Origin of the sequence: Lysobacter yananisis (genome assembly GCF_031199375.1) — a bacterium.
GTDB classification, from domain to species: Bacteria; Pseudomonadota; Gammaproteobacteria; order Xanthomonadales; family Xanthomonadaceae; genus Lysobacter; species Lysobacter yananisis.
Window position 1 is genome coordinate 3490144 of record NZ_CP133568.1, and the last position, 22403, is coordinate 3512546.

Annotated in this window: 18 protein-coding genes; 10 read left to right on the forward strand and 8 right to left on the reverse strand. The window is 68.7% G+C overall.

What is annotated here, in order from left to right:
• Window positions 1-304 precede the first annotated feature (304 nt).
• From rfbB to rfbD, 4 genes are read left to right on the forward strand one after another with little or no spacing between them, the layout of a single operon-like run.
• Window positions 305-1357 (forward strand): dTDP-glucose 4,6-dehydratase, encoded by a 1053-nt coding sequence (gene rfbB / locus RDV84_RS14565; protein ID WP_078999903.1) that lies wholly within the window; start codon window positions 305-307, stop codon window positions 1355-1357.
• 35 nt (window positions 1358-1392) lie between these two features.
• Window positions 1393-2277: a glucose-1-phosphate thymidylyltransferase RfbA gene (gene rfbA, locus RDV84_RS14570; RefSeq protein ID WP_309150756.1), complete on the forward strand. Its 885-nt coding sequence runs from the start codon at window positions 1393-1395 to the stop codon at window positions 2275-2277.
• 34 nt (window positions 2278-2311) lie between these two features.
• Entirely contained in the window at window positions 2312-2869 is a 558-nt protein-coding gene (gene rfbC / locus RDV84_RS14575; RefSeq protein ID WP_309150757.1) for a dTDP-4-dehydrorhamnose 3,5-epimerase, read from the forward strand.
• A complete protein-coding gene (gene rfbD / locus RDV84_RS14580) occupies window positions 2866-3768 on the forward strand; it encodes a dTDP-4-dehydrorhamnose reductase (protein WP_309150758.1) in 903 nt (300 codons plus the stop codon). Before rfbC ends, rfbD begins: the two co-directional genes overlap by 4 nt.
• 368 nt (window positions 3769-4136) lie before the next feature.
• On the opposite strand, the gene RDV84_RS14585 is transcribed toward rfbD, so the two are convergent.
• Window positions 4137-5915 carry a peptide MFS transporter gene (locus tag RDV84_RS14585; protein WP_309150759.1) on the reverse strand — a complete coding sequence of 593 codons (1779 nt, stop codon included), beginning with the start codon at window positions 5913-5915 and terminating at the stop codon, window positions 4137-4139.
• Window positions 5916-6391: 476 nt separating this feature from the next.
• On the opposite strand from RDV84_RS14585, the gene RDV84_RS14590 reads away from it, so the two are divergent.
• The 3 genes from RDV84_RS14590 to RDV84_RS14600 all read left to right on the forward strand — a co-directional run bounded on the left by RDV84_RS14590 (window position 6392) and on the right by RDV84_RS14600 (window position 12107).
• Complete coding sequence (locus RDV84_RS14590; RefSeq protein WP_309150760.1) at window positions 6392-8350, forward strand: OPT family oligopeptide transporter; 1959 nt, start codon at window positions 6392-6394, stop codon at window positions 8348-8350.
• Window positions 8351-8480: 130 nt separating this feature from the next.
• Window positions 8481-10562 carry a S9 family peptidase gene (locus RDV84_RS14595; protein WP_309150761.1) on the forward strand — a complete coding sequence of 694 codons (2082 nt, stop codon included), beginning with the start codon at window positions 8481-8483 and terminating at the stop codon, window positions 10560-10562.
• Window positions 10563-10847: 285 nt separating this feature from the next.
• Window positions 10848-12107: a DUF819 family protein gene (locus tag RDV84_RS14600; RefSeq protein WP_078999899.1), complete on the forward strand. Its 1260-nt coding sequence runs from the start codon at window positions 10848-10850 to the stop codon at window positions 12105-12107.
• Window positions 12108-12415: 308 nt separating this feature from the next.
• On the opposite strand, the gene RDV84_RS14605 is transcribed toward RDV84_RS14600, so the two are convergent.
• From RDV84_RS14605 to RDV84_RS14630, 7 genes are all read right to left on the reverse strand, one after another.
• Window positions 12416-12637 carry a YbdD/YjiX family protein gene (locus RDV84_RS14605; protein WP_057948431.1) on the reverse strand — a complete coding sequence of 74 codons (222 nt, stop codon included), beginning with the start codon at window positions 12635-12637 and terminating at the stop codon, window positions 12416-12418.
• Window positions 12637-14709, reverse strand: coding sequence for a carbon starvation CstA family protein (locus RDV84_RS14610; RefSeq protein WP_078999833.1), 2073 nt, complete (start codon window positions 14707-14709; stop codon window positions 12637-12639). The genes RDV84_RS14605 and RDV84_RS14610 overlap by 1 nt, the downstream gene beginning before the upstream one ends.
• 314 nt (window positions 14710-15023) lie before the next feature.
• Entirely contained in the window at window positions 15024-16016 is a 993-nt protein-coding gene (gene corA, locus RDV84_RS14615) for a magnesium/cobalt transporter CorA (RefSeq protein ID WP_309150762.1), read from the reverse strand.
• Window positions 16017-16130: 114 nt separating this feature from the next.
• Window positions 16131-17492 carry a lipoprotein N-acyltransferase Lnb domain-containing protein gene (locus RDV84_RS14620; RefSeq protein WP_309150763.1) on the reverse strand — a complete coding sequence of 454 codons (1362 nt, stop codon included), beginning with the start codon at window positions 17490-17492 and terminating at the stop codon, window positions 16131-16133.
• A 233-nt stretch (window positions 17493-17725) separates the two neighbouring features.
• The gene (locus RDV84_RS27360) at window positions 17726-18202 is read right to left on the reverse strand and encodes a DUF6053 domain-containing protein (protein ID WP_486624538.1); all 477 of its coding nucleotides are present in this window, start codon (window positions 18200-18202) and stop codon (window positions 17726-17728) included.
• Complete coding sequence (locus tag RDV84_RS14625; RefSeq protein WP_057948428.1) at window positions 18153-19019, reverse strand: CorC family transporter; 867 nt, start codon at window positions 19017-19019, stop codon at window positions 18153-18155. The genes RDV84_RS27360 and RDV84_RS14625 overlap by 50 nt, the downstream gene beginning before the upstream one ends.
• A 193-nt stretch (window positions 19020-19212) precedes the next feature.
• Entirely contained in the window at window positions 19213-19746 is a 534-nt protein-coding gene (locus RDV84_RS14630; RefSeq protein WP_250449531.1) for a GspH/FimT family protein, read from the reverse strand.
• A 405-nt stretch (window positions 19747-20151) separates the two neighbouring features.
• Between RDV84_RS14630 and RDV84_RS14635 the strand changes: the two genes are divergently transcribed.
• The 3 genes from RDV84_RS14635 to RDV84_RS14645 are packed head-to-tail and all read left to right on the forward strand — an operon-like array spanning window position 20152 to window position 22402.
• Window positions 20152-20679 carry a GspH/FimT family pseudopilin gene (locus RDV84_RS14635; protein WP_157490411.1) on the forward strand — a complete coding sequence of 176 codons (528 nt, stop codon included), beginning with the start codon at window positions 20152-20154 and terminating at the stop codon, window positions 20677-20679.
• Window positions 20670-21194, forward strand: a complete 525-nt coding sequence (gene pilV, locus RDV84_RS14640) for a type IV pilus modification protein PilV (RefSeq protein ID WP_082644574.1) — start codon at window positions 20670-20672, stop codon at window positions 21192-21194. The genes RDV84_RS14635 and pilV overlap by 10 nt, the downstream gene beginning before the upstream one ends.
• Window positions 21116-22402, forward strand: coding sequence for a PilW family protein (locus tag RDV84_RS14645; protein WP_309150764.1), 1287 nt, complete (start codon window positions 21116-21118; stop codon window positions 22400-22402). Before pilV ends, RDV84_RS14645 begins: the two co-directional genes overlap by 79 nt.
• Window position 22403: the final 1 nt, after the last annotated feature.

Here is a 22403-nt window from a genome sequence, read left to right on the forward strand (position 1 = left end):
CCCCGTCCCTGCGTCCCGCGTCGGCCGCGGCGGCCGGCGCGCGCCTGTGCGGCGAGCACACTCCGAGTGCAACGATGCGCTCGAACCCTGAGTGTCGCGGCACACAAGCTGTAGCCAAGCCGTCCGGGCGGCCGCGTGCGGCCTCGGTGCGGCGGCGAAAGGCTTTACAATCAGCGCCTTGCCGGGACTCGCGGCCGCGACGGGACGGGGCGAACGCCGCGAACGCCGCGCCCGGGCCCGCTGCGGCGCCGCCTCGGCAGGCCGGCGCCGTCCCCGATCCGCGATTTCCCAAGGAGTGTCCTGCGTGCCCACCTGGCTAGTGACCGGCGGCGCCGGTTTCATCGGCGGCAACTTCGTCCTCGACGCGGTGCGCCGCGGCGTCAAGGTCGTCAACCTCGACCTGCTCACCTACGCCGGCAACCGCGACACCCTGGCGCCGCTGGACGGCGAGGCGGGGCACGCGTTCGTCCAGGGCGACATCGGCGACGCCGGGCTGGTCGGGCGGCTGCTGGCCGAGCATCGCCCGGATGCGATCGTCAACTTCGCCGCCGAGAGCCATGTCGATCGCTCCATCGACGGCCCGGCCGCGTTCGTGCATACCAACGTGGTCGGCACGCTGAGCCTGCTGGAGCAGGCGCGCGATTATTGGAAGTCGCTCGACGCCGCCGGCCGCGACGGGTTCCGGTTCCTGCACGTGTCCACCGACGAGGTCTACGGCTCGCTCGGCGAGAACGGCAAGTTCAGCGAGACCACGGCGTACGCGCCGAACTCGCCGTATTCCGCGTCCAAGGCGGCCTCCGACCATCTGGTGCGGGCGTTCCACCACACCTACGGCCTGCCGACGCTGACCACCAACTGCTCCAACAACTACGGCCCGTACCAATTCCCGGAAAAGCTCATCCCGCTGGTGATCGCCAAGGCCCTCGCCGGCGAGGCCTTGCCGGTGTACGGCGACGGCATGAACGTGCGCGACTGGCTGTACGTGGGCGACCACTGCGCGGCGATCGCGCGCGTGCTCGAAGCCGGGCGGGTCGGCGAGACCTACAACGTCGGCGGCGACGCCGAGCGTCCCAACCTGACCGTGGTCAAGACCATCTGCGCGCTGCTCGACGCGCGCCGTCCGCTCGCCGACGGCCGCGCGCGCGAGTCGCTGATCGCCTTCGTCGCCGACCGTCCGGGCCACGACCGCCGCTACGCCATCGATGCGTCCAAGCTCAAGAACGAACTCGGCTGGGCCCCGACGGTGACCTTCGAACAAGGCATCGAGCGCACCGTCGAGTGGTACCTGAGCAATCAAGAGTGGGTGCGGCGCGTGCTCGACGGCAGCTATCGGCTCGAGCGCATCGGCCAGGCCTGAGCGGTGACGATCCGCAGTTTCCAAGGGGACACGCAATGAACCGCAAGGGCATCATCCTGGCCGGCGGCTCCGGCACCCGGCTGTATCCGATCACCCAGACGATCAGCAAGCAGCTGCTGCCGGTGTACGACAAGCCGATGATCTATTACCCGCTCAGCGTGCTGATGCTGGCGGGCATCCGCGAGGTGCTGGTGATCAACACCCCGCACGAGCAGCCGCTGTTCCAGCACTTGCTCGGCGACGGCTCGCAGTGGGGCATGCGCATCGAGTACGCGGTCCAGCCCAGTCCCGACGGGTTGGCCCAGGCCTACCTGATCGGCCGCGATTTCGTCGCCGGCGAGCCGAGCTGCCTGGTGCTGGGCGACAACATCTTCCACGGTCCCGGCCTGACCGCGATCCTCAAGCGCGCCGACGCGCGCCGCGAGGGCGCGACCGTGTTCGGTTACTGGGTCAGCGATCCCGAGCGCTACGGCGTGGCCGAGTTCGACGCCGAAGGCCGGGTGATCGGGCTGGAGGAAAAGCCGCTCAAGCCGCGCTCGCGCTATGCGGTCACCGGGCTGTACTTCTACGACGGCCGCGCCAGCGACTTCGCCGCCCAGCTCAAGCCGTCCGCGCGCGGCGAGCTGGAGATCACCGATCTCAACCGCAAGTACCTCGACGAGGGCTCGCTGCACCTGGAGCAGCTCGGCCGCGGCTACGCCTGGCTCGACACCGGCACCCACCAGTCGCTGCTGGAGGCGTCCAACTTCATCGAGACCATCGAGACCCGCCAGGGCCTGCGCATCTGCTGCCCGGAGGAGGTCGCCTACGGCAACGGCTGGATCGACGCGGGACAACTCACCGACCTGGCCCGGCCGTTGATCAAGAACGGCTACGGCCAATACCTGCTCAGCCTGATCGAACGCGGCCCGGTGCCGTGAGCGGCGGGCCGCGGCGACGCAAGCGACGTACCCCATGAAAATCATCGATACCGATCTGCCCGGCTGCCGGGTGCTGGAACCGCAAGTGTTCGGCGACGCGCGCGGCTTCTTCTACGAATCCTTCAACCAGGACAAGCTCGACGCCGCCGGCCTGCGCCTGCGCTTCGTCCAGGGCAACGTGTCCTCGTCCGCGCGCGGCGTGCTGCGCGGATTGCATTACCAGTGGCCCAAACCGCAGGGCAAGCTGGTCAGCGTGCTCGACGGCGAAGTCTGGGACGTGGCGGTCGACATCCGCCGCGGCTCGCCGCACTTCGGCCGCTGGACCGCGGTGGTGCTCAGCGGCGAGAACAAGCGCCACTTCTGGGTGCCGGAAGGCTTCGCCCACGGCTTCGTCGTGCTCAGCGAGCGGGCCACCTTCAGTTATCTGTGCACCAACACCTACGACGCCCAGGCCGAAGTCGGCCTGCGCTGGGACGATCCGGACCTCGGCGTGGACTGGCCGGTCAGCGAACCGCTGCTGTCGGCCAAGGACCAGGCCGCGCTGTGGTTGCGCGACGTGCCCGAAGACCGCCTGCCGGTCTACGCGCCATGAGCCTGGGCCGGGTGCTGGTGGTCGGCGGCGACGGCCAGCTCGGCGTCGAACTGCGCCGGCGCCTGGTTGCCGACGCCGCGCAGGTGCTGGCGACCACGCGCAGCGGCCGGCTCGCCGACGGCTGCGCCTGCGAGGCGCTGGACCTGGGCGAGGCCGAGGCGATCGCGCCGTTGCTGCGGCGCCTGCGTCCGGATCACGTGGTCAACGCCGCGGCCTACACCGCGGTGGACCGCGCCGAATCCGAACCGGCGCTGGCGCAAGCGATCAACGCCGTCGCGCCGGGGCGGCTGGCGCAGGCCTGCGCCGAACTCGGCATCGGCCTGGTTCATTTTTCCACCGACTACGTCTTCGACGGCCGCGGCCAGCGTCCGTACCGCGAGGACGACGCGACCGCGCCGCTCAACGTCTACGGCCGCAGCAAGCTCGACGGCGAACGCGCCATCGCCGCCAGCGGCGCGCGCCATCTGATCCTGCGCACGGCCTGGGTGTACGCGGCGGATCATGGCCACAACTTCCTGCGCACCATGCTGCGCCTGGGCGGCGAGCGCGAGGAATTGCGCGTGGTCGCCGACCAGCGCGGCTCGCCGACCCCGACCTGGCTGCTGGCCGACGCGGTCGCGCGCGTTCTCGAACGCGGCATCGCCGAGCCGGGCGTGCGCCACGTCGCCGCCGCGGGCGAGACCACCTGGCACGGCTTCGCCGAGGCGATCTTCGTCGAGGCGGTCGCAGGCGGCCGGCTGGCGCGCGCGCCGCGGGTGCTGCCGATCGCGACCGCCGAGTACCCGACGCCGGCGCAGCGGCCGGCGTATTCGGTGCTCGATACGCGGTCGTTGCGCGAGGAGTACGGGTTGGAACTGCCGGATTGGCGCGAGGGCCTGCGGGTGGCGATGGCGCGGTGAGCGCTCTGCGTTTGCGGATCTTGCGCGAATGACGGTCGCAGGGCGTTGCAGGCGCTGCGCAAGCGGCGATTGCGGGACGGCCGGTTGCGTCGCAGGTGCGGTGTCGCGGTCGCGGCTTGCGCCGCTTCTGCAGGCGGCGGGCGTAGGCTTGCAGCGAGGCGCCAACAGGGGGCAGGGCGGTTGCGTCGTTGTCGCGGTGTCGCGGTCGCGGCTTGCGCCGCTCCTACAGTCGCAAACGCCGCAACCCGAGGCCCCTGTAGGAGCGGCGCGAGCCGCGACCGCGCCGCCGCCGGTCGCGCCGCAACTACCGGTCGAAAACGAAAAAGGGCGCCCGCGGGCGCCCTTTTTCTGTTTCGCGAACCGCAAGCTCACTGCACCCCGTGCATCCACCGCTTCAACCACGGCGACAACAACAGGAACGCCACGCCTGAGCCGATCCCGAGCCAGGTCAGCATCGAGAACAGTTCGCCGTACTTGAGCGAGGCGGCGGCCATGTCGATCGCGCCGCCTGCGGGAATCTCGACCGAGGCGATCTTCGCCAGCTGCGCCGCCAGCACTTCCGAGAACGCGGTCGACAACCAGAACGCGCCCATCATCAGCCCGACCACGCGCGCCACCGACAGCTGGGTCACCGCCGACAGGCCCAGCGGCGACAGGCACATCTCGCCGACTTCGAGCACGAAGTAAGCCAGCACCAGGTACCACACGCTGGCCAGTTCGCCGCCGCCGGAGATTTTGGCCGCGGCGACCAGCGGCAGGAACGACAGGCCGGCGAGGATCAAGCCCAGCGACATCGTCACCGGCTTGCTCGGGTTGCGCCCGCGCCGCGCCAGCCACGGCCACAGCCACGAGAACAGCGGCGCCAGCACCACCAGGAAGAACGGGCCCAGGTAGGTCAGCGAACCGGCGGTCTGCGGCACCAGCACCACGTCGTGCGCGGTGGCCAGCGCCAGGCCCAGCACCAGCAGCGCGATCAACGTCTTGGCCAATCCGCCGCGGCCGCGGTCGCTGGCCATCAGCGCGGCCACCATCAGCACGGGGCTGGCGGCCATCGAGAACAAGGACCACGGCAGCGGCGGCTTGTAGCCGGCGGCGGCGACCACGCCGAACATGTCCTTGGTCATCAGCCGGTCGTTGAAGGTCACCCACGAGCCGTAGGTCTGCTCGTACAGGGTGAAGAAGATCAGCACCGCCAGGATCAGCACCACCAGCGCCAGCATCTGCTCGCGCTGGATCTTGGTGCACTGGCGGGCGATGAAACCGAAGAACCAGATCAGGAACACCAGCAAGGTGGCGAGCATGATCGCCAGCGCCGCGGTGAAGCTGAGGTCGCCGAGCTGGAGCGTGACCTGCGAGGCGAACTGGATCGTGCCCCACAGCACCAGCACGCCGCCGGCGCTGCCGAGGTAGATCCAGGCTTCGCGCGAGAGGCCGTTGAGCTTTTCGCGCAGCCGCGCCGGTTCGGCCGGCTCGGCGTGGCCGTGCAGGTAGCGCTGGCCCCACAGGAACGTCGCCAGCCCCGCGACCATGCCGATGCCGGCGGCGCCGAAGCCGTACTTCCAGCCGTAGGTCTCGCCGAGGAAGGCGCAGATCAGCGAGGAGAACAGCGCGCCGACGTTGATGCCGGCGTAGAACAGGGTGAAGCCCGAATCGCGGCGCGGATCGTCCTGGGCGTAGAGCTTGCCGACGATGGTGGAGATGTTCGGCTTGAGGAAGCCGACGCCGGCGATGATCAGCGCCAGCGACAGGTAGAACACCTGCATCGCGACTTCGTCGCGCACCACCTTGCCGTTCACCAGCTTCGCCGCGTGGCCTTCGTAGGCCATGCCCAGGTGGCCGAGCACCAGCAGCACGCCGCCGAGCACCACCGCCTTGCGCATGCCCAGATAACGGTCGGCGATCAGGCCGCCGATCACCGGCACCGCATAGACCAGGCCGCCGTAGGCGCCGATCAGGTCGTAGCCGGCGTCGTCGCCGAACAGGTGGTACTTGAGCAGGTACAACAGCAGCAGCGCCTTCATCCCGTAGAACGAGAAGCGCTCCCACATCTCGGTGAAGAAGCAGACGTACAGGCCCTTGGGATGGCCGAGGAAGTCGTCGTCGCGGGCGGCGGCGAGGGCGGAAGAGGCGGGGCTTGCTGCGGGCACTAGCGAAGGTCCGGTCGGCGCCAGGCGGGAGCGCGGAGTATAGGCCGCGCCGGCCGGGGCGGGCGTGGGCGGCTGGGGCGGGGGCTGCCGTGGGTGGGACTCTCATGGGCTGGACTCCCATGGTAGGGACTCCTGTGGGAGGGACTTCAATCCCGACGCTTTTCGGCCCGATCGCCGGCAAACCCTGGCGCCTCGCAAGCCCGATCCCGGCGGGACCAAAGGCATCGGGACTGAAGTCCCTCCCACATAAAGCAGTCCAGGCTCGGCCGGGATGGCCGCAATTCCCGAAATTCCCCGGGAAAACCGCCTGTTCATTCGAACGCGCGGGCTTTTGCCCAATCCCGCTTTTTACCGCAGTGCACTTTTACAGGCGGGCGCAACGGATGCGATCATCGGCGGATTGCCCCGCTGCCGGCCCGCCGGACGAGCGTTCGCATACACCGCCGCATGCCCGCCCACCCGCGATGGAGACGCCGATGGCCTCACCCGCCAAGCAGCCCCAATTGACCTTCCGCGCCGTCCTGCTCTCCGTGTTCCTCGCGGTGATCCTGGCCGCCGCCAACGCTTACCTGGGCCTGTTCGCCGGCCTGACCATCGCCACCGCGATCCCGGCCGCGGTGATCTCCATGGCCGTGCTGCGCCTGCTCGGCGGCGGCACCATCCTGGAGAACAACATCGTCCAGACCGGCGCCTCGGCCGGCTCGTCGATCGCCGCCGGCGTGATCTTCACCATTCCGGCGCTGGTGATCCTGGGCTACTGGCAGGACTTCCGGTATTCGTGGGTGCTCGCCATCGCCGGCCTCGGCGGCCTGCTCGGCGTGCTGTTCTCGGTGCCGCTGCGGCGCTCGATGATCGTCGAAGACCCGCTGCCGTTCCCCGAAGGCAAGGCCGCCGCGGAAGTGCTCAAGGCCGGCGAGAACCCCGGCCCGGGCATGAAGATCCTCGGCCTGGCCGGCGCCATCGGCGCGCTGCTCAAGCTCGCCGCCGAAAGCGGCATGAAGCTGATCCCGGACAACGCCGTGGTCTCGGGCTTCATGGGCAAGTACCTGGGCTACATGGGCACCAACCTGTCGCCGGCGCTGATCGGCGTGGGCTACATCGTCGGCCTCAACGTCGGCATCGTGGTGGTGTCCGGCTCGATCCTGTCGTGGCAGTTCGCGATTCCGATCTACCACATGTTCTTCCTCGACTCCGACCCGGCGCTGGGGGCGAAGATCGCCGGCGGCAGCGCGGCCGACATCGGCGGTGCGATCTGGTCGGCGAAGGTGCGCTATCTCGGCGTCGGCACCATGCTGATCGGCGGCGTGTGGACCCTGTTCTCGCTGCGCAAGTCGCTGCTGTCGGGGGTCAAGAGCGGCCTGGCCGCGGCGCGCAAGAGCGCGGCCGTCGGCGAAGTCGCCGAGACCGACCGCGACCTGCCGATGAAGTGGATGCTGGTCGCCCTGGTCGGCTTCGTGCTGCCGCTGCTGTTGCTGTACCAGGCCATCGTCGGCAACTGGTTCGTCAGCGTGCCGATGACCATCATCATGATCGTCGCCGGCTTCCTGTTCGTATCGGTGTCGGCGTACCTGGCCGGCCTGATCGGTTCGTCGAACAACCCGGTCTCGGGCATCACCATCTCCACCATCCTGTTCGCCTCGGCGGTGCTGGTGCTGATGCTCGGCCGCGATTCGCCCATCGGCGCGGTCGCCGCGATCATGATCGGCGCGGTGGTGTGCTGCGCCGCAGCCGTCGGCGGCGACAACCTGCAAGACCTCAAGGCCGGCTACATCGTCGGCGCCACGCCGTGGAAGCAGCAGCTGATGCTCGGCATCGGCGCGTTCTCGTGCGCGCTGATCATGGCGCCGGTGCTGAACCTGCTCGCCGCCGCCTACGGCATCGGCGCGCCGACGCCGGAACACCCGAACGCACTGGCCGCGCCGCAGGCCACGCTGATGGCCTCGGTCGCCAAGGGCCTGTTCGGCGGCGAGCTGCCGTGGACGATGATCGGCATCGGCGCCGGCATCGGCGCGATCATCATCGCCTTCGACGAGTGGCTGAAGTCGCGCAAGGCCAAGTTCCGCGTGCCGGTGCTGGCCGCGGCGATCGGCATCTACCTGCCGCTGGAGCTGATGGTGCCGATCTTCCTCGGCGGCCTGCTCTCGCACATCGTCGGCCGCCGTCGCGGCCTGACCGCGAACAGCAGCGAAGAGGAAAGCGACCGCGTGCACCGACCGGGCACCCTGTTCGCGGCCGGCCTGATCACCGGCGAGGCGCTGATGGGCATCGCGATCGCGTTCCCGATCGTGATCACCAGCGACCGCAACGTGCTGGCGCTGCCGGAGCAGTTCCACTTCGGCCCGCTGGTCGGCCTGGCGGTGCTGGCGGCGGTGGTCTGGCTGTTCTACCGCAGCAGCAAGAACGCGGCCACGCCGGCCGCGGCCGCGCACGACTGAGTTTGCGCGACGGCCCGGCAGCGATGCCGGGCCGTCGCGCGTTCGCCGCCACCGATTGCATCCGTTCGTGCGGCCGCGCCTCGCGCCGCCGTTTCCCGCATCGCTCACCGTTCACCGTTAGAGGTTCGCCATGACGCCACGCCACGCCCTCCTGCCGCTGGCCCTGTCGCTGGCCTGCGCATCCGCGCCGGCTTTCTCGCTCACGCCGCCCGCGCCGCAGGGCCTGCAGATCCGCGACCTGGCGAGCATGGACCGCTATTCCTCGCCGACCCTGTCGCCGGACGGCCGCCAGCTGGTGTTCGCCAAGCGCACGGTCGATTTCGCCGCCAACAAGTCCGCCACCTCGCTGTGGATCGAGGACCTGTTCGCGCGCGATTCGGCCCCGCCCAAGCGCCTGACCCCGGACGGCTGGAGCGTCAATTCGCCGGCGTTTTCGCCCGACGGCAAGACCGTGTACTTCCTCAGCAGCAAGAGCGGCAGCTCGCAGCTGTACTCGCTGCCGCTGAGCGGCGGTGCGCCGAAGCAGGTGACCGCGTTCGACGGCGACGTCGGCGGCTTCCAGCTCTCGCCCGACGGCAAGCGCATCGCGTTCAACGCCGAGGCCTATCCCGATTGCGCGGCCGACCTGGCCTGCAGCAAGAAGAAGCTCGACGCGGCCGAGAAGAGCAAGGCCACGGGCAAGGTGTTCGACCGCATGTTCATCCGCCACTGGGACGCGTGGAACGACGGTCGCTTGAACCGCCTGTTCGTGACCGACTTGCCGGCGGCCGGCAAGACCGCGTCCAGCGCCAAGCTGATCAGCGGCGAAGTCATCGGCGACGTGCCCTCGCGCCCGTTCGGCGACAGCAGCGAATACACCTGGTCGCCCGACAGCCAGTCGCTGGTGTTCAGCGCGCGCAAGGCCGACGCCAAGGAACCGTGGTCGACCAACTTCGACCTGTACCTGGTGAGCGCCGACGGCGGCGCGGCCAAGAACCTGACCGCGTCGAACCCCGCCTGGGACACCGGCGCGACCTTCAGCGCCGACGGCAAGACCCTGTACTACCGCGCGATGAAGCGCCCGGGCTTCGAGGCCGACCGCTACGGCCTGATGGCGCTCGACCTGGCCAGCGGCAAGTCGCGCGAGATCGCGCCGCAATGGGACCGTTCGGCCTCCAACATCGTGCTGTCGGCCGACGGCAAGACAATCTACACCACCACCGAAGACCTCGGCCAGCAGCCGCTGTTCGGGGTCGACATCGCCAGCGGCAAGGCCACCCGCCTGATCGCCGACGGCACGGTCAATTCGCCGACGCTGGCCGGCAAGACCTTCGCCTTCACCCGCAACACGCTCAAGAGCGGCGACCAGATCTTCGTCGGCGGCCTCGACGGCGCGCCGGAGCGCGCGATCACCCCGAGCGCCTCGCAGATCCTCGGCAATACCCAGTTCGGCGACTTCGAACAGTTCGAGTTCAAGGGCTGGAACGGCGACAGCGTGTACGGCTATGTGGTCAAGCCGTGGAACTACCAGGAAGGCAAGAAGTATCCGGTCGCGTTCCTGATCCACGGCGGCCCGCAGGGCAGCTTCGGCAACGGCTGGAGCTACCGCTGGAACCCGCAGACGTATGCGGGGCAGGGCTATGCGGTGGTGATGATCGACTTCCACGGCTCCACCGGCTACGGCCAGGCCTTCACCGACGCGATCAGCCAGCACTGGGGCGACCGCCCGCTGGAAGACCTGCAGAAAGGCTGGGCCGCGGCGCAGAAGAAGTATTCCTTCCTCGACGGCGACAAGGCTTGCGCGCTCGGCGCGTCGTACGGCGGCTTCATGGTCAACTGGATCGCCGGCAACTGGCAGCAGCCGTGGAAGTGCCTGGTCAGCCACGACGGCGTGTTCGACCAGCGCATGATGGGCTACGCCACCGAAGAGCTGTGGTTCACCGAGTGGGAGCAGGGCGGCACGCCTTACGAGAAGCCGGCCGCGTACGAGAAGTTCAACCCGGTCAACCACGTCAAGGACTGGAAGGTGCCGATGCTGGTCATCCACGGCCAGCAGGACTTCCGCATTCCGGTCGAGCAGGGCATCGGCGTGTTCACCGCGCTGCAGCGCCAGGGCATCGAGTCCAAGTTCCTGTACTTCCCGGACGAGAACCACTGGGTGCTCAAGCCGCAGAACAGCGTGCTGTGGCACGACACGGTCAACGGCTGGCTGAAGCAGCATATCGGTCAGTAAGCGACGCCGCCGCGCGCATGCGGGAAGGCCGCCTTCGGGCGGCCTTCTTGTTTTTGTTTGTATCCGGTCGCCGCGTCGGTTCGTCTCCGACTGTAGGAGTGGTGCGAGCCGCGACCGCGATACCTCGCTTGCGTTGTATATGCGGTTTCGCGGTCGCGGCTTGCGCCGCTCCTACAGGGCTTCGGCCGCATCGCGCCACCTGAACTCGCGTTCGGGCACCGCCGGGCCTTGCCCGTGCGGGCCGATCCGAAGTAAAAGCGTGGACGCCTTCGAGGGGAAGCCCGCATGCCCGACACCGCCCGCACGGCGCTCATCAGCAACGACATCGTCGTCCTCGGCCTGATCGCCGCCACCCTCGGCCTGGTGTTCTGGACCTCCGCGCGGCAGACCGGCTTCTGGAAGAAGTTCTACACCTTCGTCCCGGCGCTGCTGCTGTGCTACTTCATTCCCGGCATCTACAACACCGTCGGCCTGGTCGACGGCAACAACACCAAGCTCTACAACCCGGTCGCCAGCCGCGTGCTGCTGCCGGCGGCGCTGGTGCTGCTGACCCTGACCATCGACCTCAAGGGCGTGCTCAAGCTCGGGCCCAAGCTACTCATCATGTACGCGGTGTCGTCGCTCAGCGTCGCCTTCGGCGCCATCGTCGCCTTCGTGGTGATGCGCGCGGTGCACCCGGAAACCGTGGCCGGCGACACCTGGGGCGGCATGGCCGCGCTCGCCGGCAGCTGGATCGGCGGCGGCGCCAACATGCTGGCGATGAAGGAGATCTTCCAGGTCGACGCGACCACCTTCGGCCAGTTCGCCGTGGTCGATGTCGGCGTGGGCTATGTGTGGATGGCGGCGCTGATCTTCCTGGCCAGCCGCGCCCAGGCCATCGACGCGCGCAGCGGCGCCGACGTCAGCGGGATCGAGGAACTCAAGCAGCGGATCGAGCATTTCCGCGCCCAGCACGAGCGCGTAGCCAGCCTGACGGATCTGGCGATGATCGTCGGCATCGCCTTCGGCGTGGTCGGCCTGGCCCATGCCATCGCCGGGCCGCTGTCGGCCTGGTTCGGCGCCAACGTGTCGTGGGCGCGCACGGTCAGCCTGCACGAACCGTTCTTCTGGGTGGTGGCGGTGTCGACCTTCGCCGGCCTGGGCCTGAGCTTCACCCGCGCGCGCCAGCTCGAAGGCGCCGGCGCGTCGAAGATCGGCAGCCTGCTGCTGTACTTCCTGATCGCCTGCATCGGCCTGCAGATGGACATCCTGGCGCTGCTCGACAAGCCGTGGCTGTTCGCGCTCGGGATCATCTGGATCGCGGTGCACATCGCGATCCTGTGGGGCGTCGGCCGGCTGCTGAAGGTGCCGCTGTTCTATTTCGCGATCGGCTCGCAGAGCAACATCGGCGGCCCGGCCTCGGCGCCGGTGGTGGCCTCGGCGTTCCATCCCTCGCTGGCGCCGGTGGGCGCCTTGCTCGGCACGCTCGGTTACGCGACCGGGACCGGGCTGGCCTATCTCGTAGGCATCACCCTGCGCTCCATCGCCGGCGACACGCCGGCTTGAAGTCCGACCTGTAGGAGCGGCGCGAGCCGCGACCGCGACACCTCGCATACGACGCAAGCGAGGTGTCGCGGTCGCGGCTCGCGCCGCTCCTACAGGTAGATCGCGCGACGGCGTCGTTTCTGCAGAGCTGGCGCACCTACCGACCGTCATTCCCGCGAAGGCGGGAATCCAGAGCTTGATCGAAGCATGGCTCTGAAGTCTCTGGATGCCGGCCTTCGCGGGAATGACGGCAGGCAAGAACGACGCGAAGCCGGACATGAAAAAGGCCGCCCGTGGGCGGCCTTTTCCTTTGTTGCGCATTCAGCGCTTCAACAACACCCGAACCGCCCCCCGCCATAACGCGCTTCCTGCCGCTCGCGGAAGAACGTCGCGTAGTCCGGGATCGGCCGCTCCGGATGCTTCTCCATCAGGTGCCGGACATAGTTGTCGTAGTCCGGCACCCCGCAGCACAGCCGCGCGGTCTGCACGATGCGCCGCCAGGCGCGCTTGAACGACTGGTACTGGCCGACGGGAACGAGCGCGGTGCCCATCACAGGTTCCCCATTTCGTGCGGCTTGAGCGCCACGTACGGCGACTCGCGGTCGCTGCGCTGCGGGTTGGCCCGCGCCTTCATGATCGCGCCCAGCGAATACACCAGCACGCTGAACACCACGAACAGGAACAGCGCGGTGAGGCCGGTGTTGACGTAGCTGTTGACCATGATCTGGTGCATCTGCTCCAGGCTCTTGGCCGGCGCGGTCACTTCGCCCTTGGCGATGGCGGCGCTGTACTTGTGCGCCTGGGCGAGGAAGCCCACCGCAGGGTTGGAATCGAAGATCTTGATCAGGCCGGCGGCGGTGGTGCAGATCAGCAGCCACACGGTCGGCACGATGGTGACCCAGGCGTAGCGGTCGCGCTTCATCTTGAACAAGGCCACCGTGCACAGCATCAGCGCGATGCCGGCGAGCATCTGGTTGGCGATACCGAACAGCGGCCACAGCGTGTTGATGCCGCCGAGCGGATCGACCACGCCCTGGTAGAGGAAGTAGCCCCACAGCGCCACGCAGCCGCCGGTGGCGATCAGGTTCGGGCCCCAGGCCTCGGTGCGGCGCAGCGCCGGCACGAAGCTGCCGAGCAGGTCCTGCAGCATGAAGCGTCCGGCGCGGGTGCCGGCGTCGACCGCGGTCAGGATGAACAAGGCTTCGAACAGGATCGCGAAGTGGTACCAGAACGCCATCGTGTTCTCGCCCGGCAGCACGTTGTGCAGGATCTGGGCGATGCCGACCGCGAGCGTCGGCGCGCCGCCAGCGCGGGCGAGGATGGTGTGTTCGCCGATGTCCTTGGCGGTTGCCTCCAGCACCTCGGGCGTTACCGCGAAGCCCCAGCCGCTGATGGTCTGCGCGACCGCGTGCACGTCGCTGCCGACCAGCGCGGCCGGGCTGTTCATGGCGAAGTACACGCCCGGATCGATCACCGAGGCGGCGACCAGCGCCATGATCGCGACGAACGATTCCATCAGCATGCCGCCGTAGCCGATGTAGCGCATGTGCGATTCGTTGGCCAGCAGCTTGGGCGTGGTGCCCGAGGAGATCAGCGCGTGGAAGCCCGACACCGCGCCGCAGGCGATGGTGATGAACAGGAACGGGAACAGCCCGCCCTTCCACACCGGGCCGTTGCCGTCGGTGAACTGGGTCAGCGCCGGCATGCGCAGGTCCGGCATCACGATCAGGATGCCGATGGCGAGGCCGACGATAGTGCCGATCTTGAGGAAGGTCGACAGGTAATCGCGCGGCGCCAGCACCAGCCACACCGGCAGCACCGCGGCGACGAAGCCGTAGCCGATCAGCATCCAGGTGATCTGGGTCGCGGTGAAGGTGAAGGCCGGGCCCAGCACCGGATCGGCGGCGACCTTGCCGCCGTACCAGATCGCCAGCAACAGCAACACCAGGCCGACGATGGAGATCTCGCCGATCTTGCCCGGGCGGATGTAGCGCATGTACACGCCCATCAACACCGCGATCGGCAAGGTCGCGATCACCGTGAACATGCCCCACGGGCTTTCCGCCAGCGCCTTGACCACGATCATCGCCAGCACCGCGAGGATGATGATCATGATCAGGAACGCGCCGAACAACGCGATGGTGCCGGGGATGCGGCCCATCTCCTCGCGCACCAGGTCGCCGAGCGAACGGCCGTTGCGGCGGCTGGACACGAACAGGACCATGAAGTCCTGCACCGCGCCGGCCACCACCACGCCGACGATCAGCCACAGCAGGCCGGGCAGGTAGCCCATCTGCGCGGCGAGCACCGGACCGACCAGCGGACCGGCGCCGGCGATGGCGGCGAAGTGATGGCCGAACAAGACGTGCTTGTTGGTCGGCACGTAGTCCAGGCCGTCGTTGTTGATGACCGCGGGCGTGGCCCGGGTCGGGTCGAGCTGCATCACCTTGTCGGCGATGAACAGCGAGTAGTAGCGATAGGCGACCAGATAGATCGAGACCGCGGCGGTGACGATCCACAGCGCATTGATGTGCTCGCCGCGCCGCAGCGCGACCGTGCCGAGGCAGAACGCCCCGAGTACCGCGAGGGCCGCCCAGCCCACCTTGCCCAGACCATTTTTCATGACGACCCTCCCGGATAGGACCCGGGAAGCGTCGCGCCTGGGCCCGGGCGGGTCAATGCGCAGCGCGGCAAAGGCGCGAAAAAGGGGCTGATACTTTGGTCTTAGGCGCCGGATCGGGGCCGTTGGCGGTGCGATGTCGGGCGGTTGGCGGCGTCGCGGCGGGGCTGCGGCCGGATCGCCGCGTCGGTGGGCTTCCGACTGTAGGAGCTGCGCAAGCTGCGACCGCGGCACCGCGCTTGCGTCGCTGCGAGGTCGCGGTCGCGACTCGCGTCGCTCCTACAGCGGGCTGCTGCAACGCAGCCGACGCAACCGCGTTACAACCACTTCGCCCGCTTGAACCCGATGTACAACACCAGGCAGGTCACCACCACCACGCTGATCAGGATGCCGTAACTGAACTGCCCCGCCAGCTCCGGCATGTGGGTGAAGTTCATCCCGTACCAACTCGCGATCAGGGTCGGCGCCGCCAGCAGCGCGGCCCAGGCGCCCAGGCGCTTGACGATCTCGCCCTGGCGCACGGTCACCAGCGACAGGTTCACGCTGACCGCCGCGGTCAGCATCTCGCGCAGGGTGTCGGTGGTTTCGTTGATGCGCACGGCATGGTCGAGCACGTCGCGGAAATACAGCTGGATCTCCTCGTCGATCAGCCCGCCGCGCGAGCGCGCCAGCTGGCCGAGGATGTCCTGCAGCGGCGACACCGCCATGCGCAGCCGGGTCAGTTCGCGCTTGAGGTCGTACAGCTCGCGCACGGTCTCGTTGCGGAAATCCTCGGCGAAGATGTCCTTCTCCAGCTCGTTGAGCTCCTGGGTGAAGCCCTCGACGATCGGCATGAAGTTGTCGACCACGCTGTCGAGCACCGCATACAGCGCCGCGCCGGGGCCGTGTTCGAGCAGGTCGGGCTCGCGCTCCATGCGCATGCGCGCGTTCTTGTAGCTGATCGAGGCGCCGTGGCGCACCGTCACCAGATAGCGCGGCCCGACGAACAGATGGGTTTCGCCGAAGCGGATGCGGTTGTCGATCTTCTGCGCGGTATGGATGGCGATGAACAGCGAGTTGCCGTAAGCCTCGATCTTCGGCCGTTGGTGCGCGTTGTGCGCGTCCTCAACGGCCAGATCGTGCAGGCAGAATTCTTCCTGCAGCTTGTCGAGGATGTTCTCGTCCGGCTCGTACAGGCCGACCCAGACGAAGCTGCCGTCGTCGACGGCAAGCGCGTCGCTGATCTGGTCCAGGGTGATGTCGCGGCGGCCGCCGTTGCGGTCGTAGGCGGCGCAGTTGATGACGCATTGGGGCAGGGAAGGATCGCTCATGCGCGCATCCTGCCCCCGGGGCCGGGCGGGAGCAAGCGCCCGCGCGCCGATGCTTGCGGCAGGCCGCGCAGCGCGAGCCACGCGCACGCAAGGTCCGCTCACCGCGGCGGCCGCTCAGCGGCGCGCGAGCCCGGTCGCCCGGCGGAAACCGAACCACAGGCCCAGGTGGACCGGCAGCCACAGCGCGACCCAATGCGCATTGCGCTGCGGATACACCGGCAGCCAGTACACGAACAGCGAGGCGACCGCGGCCAGCGCCACCGCCAGGCTCAACCAGCCGAACACCGGTCCGGGATCGCGCCCGCGCAGCGCGCGCAGGCCGCCGAACAGCAGCAACAGGCACAGCGGGTCGAACAGCAGCAGGTTGCGGTTGGCGTGGATGTAGGTGTGGCCGGTGCCGAGCCAGGCGTAGACCAGCAAGGCGCCGACGACGCCGAGCGCCGCCCACAGCGGCAGCGCGGCGACGGCGAGCACGCGCGGGCTGCGCCGTCCGATCCAGGCCAGCGCGACGCCCAGGCCGATCCCGGCCAGCGCCCACGGCCACCACGGCAGCGGCGTGGCCTCCGGCTCGGCCGGAATGTGCGAGAGCAGCAGCGTCCGCTCGGATTCCACCAGCGGCCGGCCTTCGTCGTTCTTGACCTCGCGCAGGGCCGCGGCGAGGCGTCCGGGCACGTAGGACTCGGCCCACACCGGCACCGGCTTGTCGGTTTCCGGGCCCATCAGCACGTCGAGCACGAACCACATCCACGGCTCGGGCTTGGACAGGCGCAGCGCTTCGCTGCGCAGGGTGTTGCCGTGCGAACGGCCCTCGATCTGCCGGCGCAGGTTGCCGCCCAGCGCGCGGTCGAGCGCGTCGCGCACCCGGATCGAGCAGTTGTCGTCGAAATACTGGTAGCGGTAGAACGCGTTTTCCGGCAGCGCATTGACCCGCAGCGACTCGGCCAGCGCGCGCGCCTGCGCATCGTTCAAGTCCAGCCACTGCAGCTCGACCTTGCGGCCTTCGTAGCGGTACTGGGCCATGTCCTGGTCGAACGGCAGCGCCACCAGCCGATAGCGCATGTCGTTGCGGACGAAGCGCTGGACGAAGTCCGGGTCGCTGGGGTCGAAGTAGCCGAAGTTGTACGAGATCGCCTTTTCGCTGGCGCGGTCGTAGACGACCAGGGCGTCGTGGCCGAAGCGCGACCAGAATTCCTGGCCCGGCTGCATGGTGACCACGCCGATGCGCGGGACCGTTGAGTCGGTGGCGTCCCGCGCGGAGGGCGGGGGCGTGGCCGGTGGCGTCGCGGCGGGAATGCCCGGCATGCCGGCGGTGTCTGCGTTGGCGCTGCCGGCGTCGGTGCTGCCGGCGCGGGCGGAAGCGCTGGCGGCTTCGGCAGCGCTCGCCGCAAGCGGCGGCGGGGCCGCTTGGGCCAACGGCAGGAGCGTCAACAAGGCGAGCAGGGCGTAGAGCCGGACGAAGCGGGGGAAAGCGGTCACGGGCGGCCTGATCCGGCGGGGCGGGTGGCGGTCATTGTAAACAGAGGCGCTGGTCGGCCTGTGGCCGCCCGGGTCGGGCATCGGGTGGGCCGGCGGCGCGCCGTTGCGCCGGCTGCGCGTTGAGCGAAGAGCGTCGGGGCTGAAGCCCCTCCCGCAGTGGGGCTAGGCCTCTCTCAGGGTGTCTCTCTCACAGTGGGGCTGAAGCCCTCTGACAGTGCGTCATGAGAGGACCTTCAGGCCCGATGCTTTGTGGGAGGGCCTTCAGGTCCGATGCTTTTCGTCCCGTCCCGTCCCGATCCGATCCGATCCGATCCGATCCGATCCGATCCGGCGCGGCGCGGCGCGGCGCGGCGCGGCGCGGCGATCCGAGCCGAGAGCATCGGAACTGAAGTCCCTCCCACGAAGCGGCCGCGCGAGGTTTGCGAATCCGAGCGGAACGGCCGACGAGTCGATAACCCGCTGCAGGGCGTTTCCTGTGGGAGGGCCTTCAGGCCCGGCGCTTTCCTCTCCGATCCCGATGCACCGACCCATGGCGATCGGAAAGAAGCCGCCGCAAACCAGGCCGGGCGCAAACAAAAAACCGGCCCACAGGGGCCGGTTTCCGGTCTACGGACGAAACCGCGCGCCGCGATCCAATCGGTGCTGCTCAATCGGTGCCGCTCAATCGGCGCCGAGCACGCCGACATGGAAAGCATGCACCCGCCGCGCATCGGCGCTGGCGACGCGGAACACGAACCGGCCCAGGGTCAGCTCCTCGCCGGCCTCGGGCAGGTGCCCGATCGCCGCGGTCACCAGTCCGCCGATGGTGTCGTACTCGTCGTCGTCGAAGTCGGCGCCAAAGCGCTCGTTGAAATCGTCGATCGGGGTCAGCGCATCGACCACGTACTGGCCGTCGGCTTGCGCGGCGATCAGCGCATCGGTGTTCTCGGCCTCGTCGTGCTCGTCGTCGATGTCGCCGACGATCTGCTCCAGCACGTCCTCGATGGTCAGCAGCCCGGCGACGCCGCCGTGCTCGTCGATGACGATGGCCATGTGGTTGCGGGACTGGCGGAACTCGCGCAGCAGCACGTCCAGGCGCTTGGATTCGGGGATCAGCACCGCCGGGCGCAGCAGTTCGTGGATCGTGCCCGGCCCGTTGTCGGCGACCACGCCGCGCAGCAGGTCCTTGGCCAGCAGGATGCCGAGGATCTCGTCCTTGTCTTCGCCGTGGACCGGGAAGCGCGAATGGCCGGATTCGACCACCAGCTTCATCAGGTCGAGGAACTTGGCGTCGGCCGGCAGCGCGACCATCTGCGAGCGCGGAATCATCACGTCGCCGACGGTGAGGTCGGAGACCGCGATCGCGCCTTCCATCATGTGCAGGGTGTCGGCGGCGATCAGGCCGTCGGATTGCGCATCGCGCAGCAATTCGACCAGGTCTTCGCGGGAGCTGGGTTCGCCGGACAGCGCGGAGCTGATGCGGTCGAGCCAGGAGCGCCGTTTCTCGTGGGGTTCCGGCGAGTGGGTACTACTGTCGTCCTCGGACATTCGGTTTTCGGTTGCGCCCCCTGGGGGAGGGGCCGATTCTCCAAGTCTAACCCGGAAGTCGGGTCGGGGCGGAGCGAGTCGGGCGCGGGCGCCGGCCGGGCGATACTGAATACGCCGTTTCGGCATCCTCGCGCGGCACCGGCGCGCGCCCGGGGAAGGATGCAAACGCGGGCTTGTACGGCGCTGGCGGCCGTCAGCGTCCGCGGCAGGCGCTGCGCTGTTCGTCGGACCCGGCGGCGATGCGCAGTCGCCCCGCGTTCGACAGCACCAGCGATTCCACGCGGTCGCCGGAACGGCTGCACAGACTAAAAGTCACGTTGCTGCCCGAATTGCTGCCATCGGGATGGAAGACGATCCGCCGGCGGCCGTCGGTGGTCACCAAGCGCAGGCCGTCGGGCAGCGGCGGCTGGCGTCGCAGCAGGACGTCCCCGGCGCCGAACCTGCGGTCCTCGTCGATGTCGGCGTAGACCAGCCATCCCGAACTCCAGTCCGCGTCGTCGCGGCACCGCCCGCCCGGATCGCTGGGGCATACGACGGCGACCCCTCCGCTGGCGACGGACACCCGATTGGACATGAGCACGCTCTCGCCCAGCGCCGCGCGAACGCTCGCGTACCGGACCGCGAGCAAAGCCGAAAGCGCGGCCGGCGCAGCGACGCCCGTGAGTACGGCGACGACCGCCAGCGCCAGTGCGACCTCGATGACGGAGATTCCCTGCATTCGTTTCATGCGCCTTCCTTGGCGTGCTGTGCGAGGCGTCAGTGTGGCCGCTGCCCGGATCGAGGCGAATAGGAAAACTCCGCTGCGCGGTTCGGAATCGGCCGCGGTGTCCGCTGGGGGCGTGGCGCTTCAACCGCACCGATCGGCCGATACCTGTAATAAGAGGCGATGGATCGCGCGCGATGCTCTTCGAGCGCCACATTGCCGCGATAACTGCGAAAGCAGTCGCCTTTTCGATTCCGCTCTTCGCGCATCGCAAAGAAATCTGGACGGAATCCTTGTGAGAAACGCGCACTTTTTCTACTGAAACTCTTCCGTCCGTCTTCGCTCGCCGACCGCCGATCGGTCGCGGTGTTCCCAGCCGACATCGGGCGATCGACGATTCGCCCCGGTCGCAGTCTTGGGGAAACGATCGTGCGCGCACGCAACGTACGCGGTTTCACTTTGATCGAACTGCTCGTGACGATTTCGCTGGTGGCGATCCTGCTCGGACTGGGCTTGCCCAGCTTCCAGCAAGCCATCCGCTCGAACCGGGTCGCCGTGTCGACGAACGAAATGCAGGCCGCCATGACCTTGGCGCGCAGCGAAGCGATGCGCACGCCGCGCGGCGGCCACGTCTGCGCTTCGCGCGACGGGCTGGGGTGCGGCGGAAGCTGGAGCGACGGCTGGATGGTCTGGACCGACCGCAACAACAACGATGTGCCCCAGCCCGACGAAGTGTTGCGCTATTTCAAGCCCACCGCGCAGCTCGAGATCGGCGCAGCGGCGACCGGAGGCGATGCCACCCGGCTCGCCTTCGACTTGCGCGGACGGTTGAAGGACGGGTTCCCGCGCCGCTTCAGCCTCAAGCCGGCGGACTGCGCTTCCGGCGCCAATCTGTTGCGGGAGATCAGCCTGGGCGTCACCGGGCAGGTGCGCATGGAGCGAAAGACATGTCCCTAATCGTCAACCGCATTTCCGCGCGGGCGGCGCCGCGCCGTTCGCTGCCTGGCGCGCGTTCGCGCCAGCGCGGCTTCAGCCTGATCGAAGTGTTGATCGCGATGCTGGTGATCGGCTTCGGCCTGCTCGGACTGGCGATGATGCAGACCCTGAGTGTGCGCTATTCGCAGAGCGCCAACTATCGCACCCAGGCCTTCAACCTGGCCTACGACCTGTTCGACCAGATCCGCGCGAACCGCGCCCTGTCCGCGCAGTTCACCAAGATCGACGAGGGCAGCTTCAGCGGGGTGACCGGCAAGAACTGCTCGCGCGCGACCAGCGGCTTCGTCGGCCCGGCCGAGAGCGCGACACGGTGGAAATGCCAGGTGCGCTCCACGCTCGGCGCGGGCGCGTTCGCGCAGGTGACGCAGGACGGCGCGCGCACCACCGTCACGATCAGTTGGTCGGACGCGCGCGCCGCGGTCGGCGCGGTCGGCAACAACGCCAACGGACGAATCACGGTGAGCTCCGACCTATGACCCGCCTCTACCGCGCCTCCGGTTTCAGCTTGATCGAATTGATGGTCGCCCTGGTCCTGGGGGCGTTGCTGGTCCTGGGCCTGCTCAAGATCTTCGACGCATCGCGCGCCAGCTACAAGCTCTCCGAAGGCTTGGCGCGGGTGCAGGAAAACGGCCGTTTCGCCATGGACTACCTGCAGCGCGATCTGCGCATGGCCGGGCACATGGGCTGCCTCAACGACCAGACCCGGTTCTTGTCGAACCCGGCGGGTTTCCGCTCGGCGTTCGTGGCGCAACAGCGGCCCAGCGAAGCGCAGCTCGATGCCGCGCCCGATGCGCTGCGTTTCAACCACATGATCCAGGGGTTCGAAGCCCGCGGCACCGCTCCCGGCGGCAGCGTCGGGCTTCCGGCCAACGGCGCGTGGGCCGGCTCGCCCAGTCTGCCCGGCCATGTCGCCGCGCTGACGCCGGCGCCGATGGCGGGCAGCGATGTGGTCGCGGTGCGCTTCTTCTCGCCCGAAGGCGTCCCGGTCAAGGCGTTCTCCGCATCGAGCGTGACCGTCGACAGCGCGCGCTGGAACCAGGTCATCGCCGCCAACGGCTACGTTCGTCCCGGGTTGCTGGCGGTCGCGGATTGCCAGAGCGCGATCAGCTTCGAGGCCACCTCGATCGACCAGAGCGGGGCCGATACCGTCATCGGCGTGGCGGTGTCCGGGCTCAATCGGTCCGGCTTGGGCGAAGGGCCTTTTTCGCCGGGCCAGGCCACCCTGTATCGCGCCGAGACGATGGTGTACTACGTCGCGCCAAACCCCGAGGCCGGTAACGAGCCCACGCTGTACCGGGCGCGTTTCACCGCTGAGCCCGGCGCCGCGACGGCGACCCTGGTGGGCGGCGCGCCCGAGCCGCTGGTCGAAGGGATCGAGAACATGCAGTTGATCTATGGCCTGGACAGCCAGACCGATCAGACGCGCCAGCCGACCGGCTTCGTTTCGCGCCAAGCCGTGGCCGATGCGGTGCAGCCCGGCGCAGATCGGCTGCCATGGCGCCGCGTCGGATTGGTGCAGGTCGCGTTCCTCTTGCGCAGCGCCGACGGCGCCGGCGCGCCCGCGAGTCTGATCGCGGAGAAGCCGAGATTGCTGGGCGTGCAGACCGCTCCGCCCGACGACGGCCGCTACCGCACCGTCTACGAATCCACCATCGCCTTGCGCAACCGACTGTTCGGAAACTGAC

Coding starts and splice junctions, on each gene's coding strand:
- rfbA (WP_309150756.1), top strand. CDS start 1,393: ATGAACCGCAAGGGCATCATCCTGGCCGGCGGCTCCGGCACCCGGCTG.
- RDV84_RS14595 (WP_309150761.1), top strand. CDS start 8,481: ATGACGCCACGCCACGCCCTCCTGCCGCTGGCCCTGTCGCTGGCCTGC.
- RDV84_RS14605 (WP_057948431.1), bottom strand. CDS start 12,637: ATGGGCACCGCGCTCGTTCCCGTCGGCCAGTACCAGTCGTTCAAGCGC.
- RDV84_RS14625 (WP_057948428.1), bottom strand. CDS start 19,019: ATGTCCGAGGACGACAGTAGTACCCACTCGCCGGAACCCCACGAGAAA.
- RDV84_RS14590 (WP_309150760.1), top strand. CDS start 6,392: ATGGCCTCACCCGCCAAGCAGCCCCAATTGACCTTCCGCGCCGTCCTG.
- corA (WP_309150762.1), bottom strand. CDS start 16,016: ATGAGCGATCCTTCCCTGCCCCAATGCGTCATCAACTGCGCCGCCTAC.
- RDV84_RS14610 (WP_078999833.1), bottom strand. CDS start 14,709: ATGAAAAATGGTCTGGGCAAGGTGGGCTGGGCGGCCCTCGCGGTACTC.
- RDV84_RS14600 (WP_078999899.1), top strand. CDS start 10,848: ATGCCCGACACCGCCCGCACGGCGCTCATCAGCAACGACATCGTCGTC.
- RDV84_RS27360 (WP_486624538.1), bottom strand. CDS start 18,202: ATGCGCGGCGGGTGCATGCTTTCCATGTCGGCGTGCTCGGCGCCGATT.
- pilV (WP_082644574.1), top strand. CDS start 20,670: ATGTCCCTAATCGTCAACCGCATTTCCGCGCGGGCGGCGCCGCGCCGT.
- rfbC (WP_309150757.1), top strand. CDS start 2,312: ATGAAAATCATCGATACCGATCTGCCCGGCTGCCGGGTGCTGGAACCG.
- RDV84_RS14630 (WP_250449531.1), bottom strand. CDS start 19,746: ATGAAACGAATGCAGGGAATCTCCGTCATCGAGGTCGCACTGGCGCTG.
- rfbD (WP_309150758.1), top strand. CDS start 2,866: ATGAGCCTGGGCCGGGTGCTGGTGGTCGGCGGCGACGGCCAGCTCGGC.